The sequence below is a fragment of the Roseovarius halophilus (ex Wu et al. 2025) genome (genome assembly GCF_047086965.1).
The window spans coordinates 1-2,303 of the sequence record NZ_JBKOTX010000399.1 but is presented as its reverse complement, the minus strand read 5'-3'; the positions used below and the strand labels follow the sequence as shown (position 1 = coordinate 2,303).

The window sequence follows — 2,303 nt, the reverse complement described above, 5'->3', positions numbered from 1 at the left end:
ACTACCTCACCGGCGACACCACCGACAACCTCGTCCGCGGCAATGCCGGGGACGACTACATCAACGTCGGCAGCGGGGACGATACCGCCGAGGGCGGCGCCGGGGACGACGACATCTACGGCGGGGCCGGCATGGATACCATCCTCTTCAGCGGCAACAGGGCCGATTACACCGTCACCGGGGACTCGAGCGCCGCGACGGTCGAGGCACTCAGCGGCGATGACGGGATCGACGATCTCTTCGATGTCGAGATGCTCCAGTTCACGGACGATCTGATCTTCCTGTGAGAATAACACTCCTTATTGCTACCATTCATACGAGGCACAGATGGCAGGCGCAGAGAATATTGATCCCGAAACCAACGCCGTCATGGCCAGCCTGATGTATTCATTTGGGCCGGGGTCGGCGGATTACACCTTCGCCTTCGTACCGGCCGGTGAAGACGTGGAAAAAGGCGGATACACTGGTGGCGATGACCTGACCCGCGCATGGACCGCGGCCGAGCAGACAGCATTCACAGATGTCGCCGCGCGCTTCTCGCAGGTCGCGGATGTCAGCCTGACCGAAGTTTCCTACGAAAGCGGCGCCGACATCGAACTGCAGATCGTCGACAGCGTGCCGGGGGGCTGGGCCGGGTATGCGCAGCCGGGCGGCTCAACATACGTGGTCGGAAGTACCAGGGAGCAGCTGCTGACACATGAGTTGGGGCACAGTCTCTTTCTTGCCCACCCGCATGACGGAACGACCCTGCCCGGCGTGACCGGGCCCTACGAGGCGGGTGAGCACGACCTGAACAGCCTGTACAACACGGTCATGTCGTACAATTACGGCTCTGCCTTCGCCGAGGATCGCGACCCGCTCGTGCGGCCGGCTCCGGAAAGTCTTGCCGCGATAGACATCGCCGTGCTCCAGGCTCTTTACGGCGCCAATGATACCTTTGCCGGGGGTGATGATGTCTACGGCCCCCAGCAGGATGAATTCGACACGATCTGGGATTCCGGCGGGCTGGACGCGATCGATTTCTCGTCCGCCAAGGGTGCGAGCCAGGTGGACCTCCGGCCCGCGTCGCTGGAGGTTGAATCGGGCGGTGGCGGCTTCACCTCGGCCTACGAGATCACGCCGGGCGCGGCAACTGGCCAATCCAACGCCGAAAGCGCCTACACGATCGCCTACGGCGTCACCATCGAGAACGGGTATGCCGGGGCGGGCGCCGACCGCCTGATCGGCAACGCGGCCGACAACCACCTCGCCGCCGGCCTCGGCGACGACACGGTGGAGGGCGGCAGCGGCGATGACCACCTCGAAGGCAGCAGCGCGGACGAAAGCATCGCGGATGTCCCGCTCGCACGGCTCAACGATGGGGCGGCCGATGACCGATCGCTCGAGATCGACAATTTCGCCATGCCGTCGGACGTGACGATGGACATGGTCGTCAAGTTCGACGCGGGCGTGACCCATGCGCAGCACATCCTGTCCTACACCCCCGACAACGCCTCGGAACCACGGCTGGAACTGCGGCTATGGGACGATTCCACGCCCTTTCTCTATTTCATCAGTGAATCGGCGGGAGGCGGCCTGACCGCCGAGCCGACGAACATCAATACCGCGTCGCTTCAGGACGGCGAGGTGCACCGCCTCACGCTCACGCGTGACGCGGCCAGCGGCGAGATGCGTTTCTTTCTCGACGGGGAATTCCGCGAAAGCGTCGAGTATCGCGCGGGTGAGGAGCTCACCAGTGGCGGCAAGCTCGTGTTCGGCCAGAACACGGGAGTCTGGCAATTGCCGGGCGACCCCATGACTCTTGAGGGGCAAATGGGGCCGATCGCCATTCATGACCGTGTACTGAGCGACACAGAGATCGCGCAGGCATCCCCGGACGATCTCGTGGATCCTGACACGCCCGGGCTGGTCAGCGAATGGATGCCGGACCCGGGCACCGGCACCGTCCCCGACGAGACAGGGGGCACGGGGCTGCAACCTGTCAACATCACCGACTTCCAGGTCGAAGCGCTGAACAGCGACGATGACAGCATGACGGGCGGCGAAGGCTCGGACATGATGTTCGGGCGCGAGGGCGCAGACACGCTGCTGGGCGACCAGGACGACGACACACTGGCAGGCGGGGCCGGCGGCGACGACATGACCGGCGGCAACGGCACCGACATGCTCAGCTATGCCGGGGACGACACAGGCGTCACCGTCAGGCTCTACAACGGCACCGCCAGTGGCGGCCACGCCGCCGGCGACAGCTTCTCGGGTTTCGAGAACCTCGAGGGCGGCAGCGCGGACGACTACCTCACCGG

General features: G+C 64.8%; 2 protein-coding genes. Both read left to right on the top strand.

The window, feature by feature from the left end; all coding sequences use genetic code 11:
* On the top strand, positions 1–287 hold a 287-nt coding region (locus ACH107_RS32095; RefSeq protein ID WP_412509380.1), incomplete at its 5' end, for a calcium-binding protein.
* 40 nt (positions 288–327) lie between these two features.
* A partial coding sequence (locus ACH107_RS32090) for a LamG-like jellyroll fold domain-containing protein (RefSeq protein WP_412509675.1) occupies positions 328–2,303 on the top strand: 1,976 nt, incomplete at its 3' end.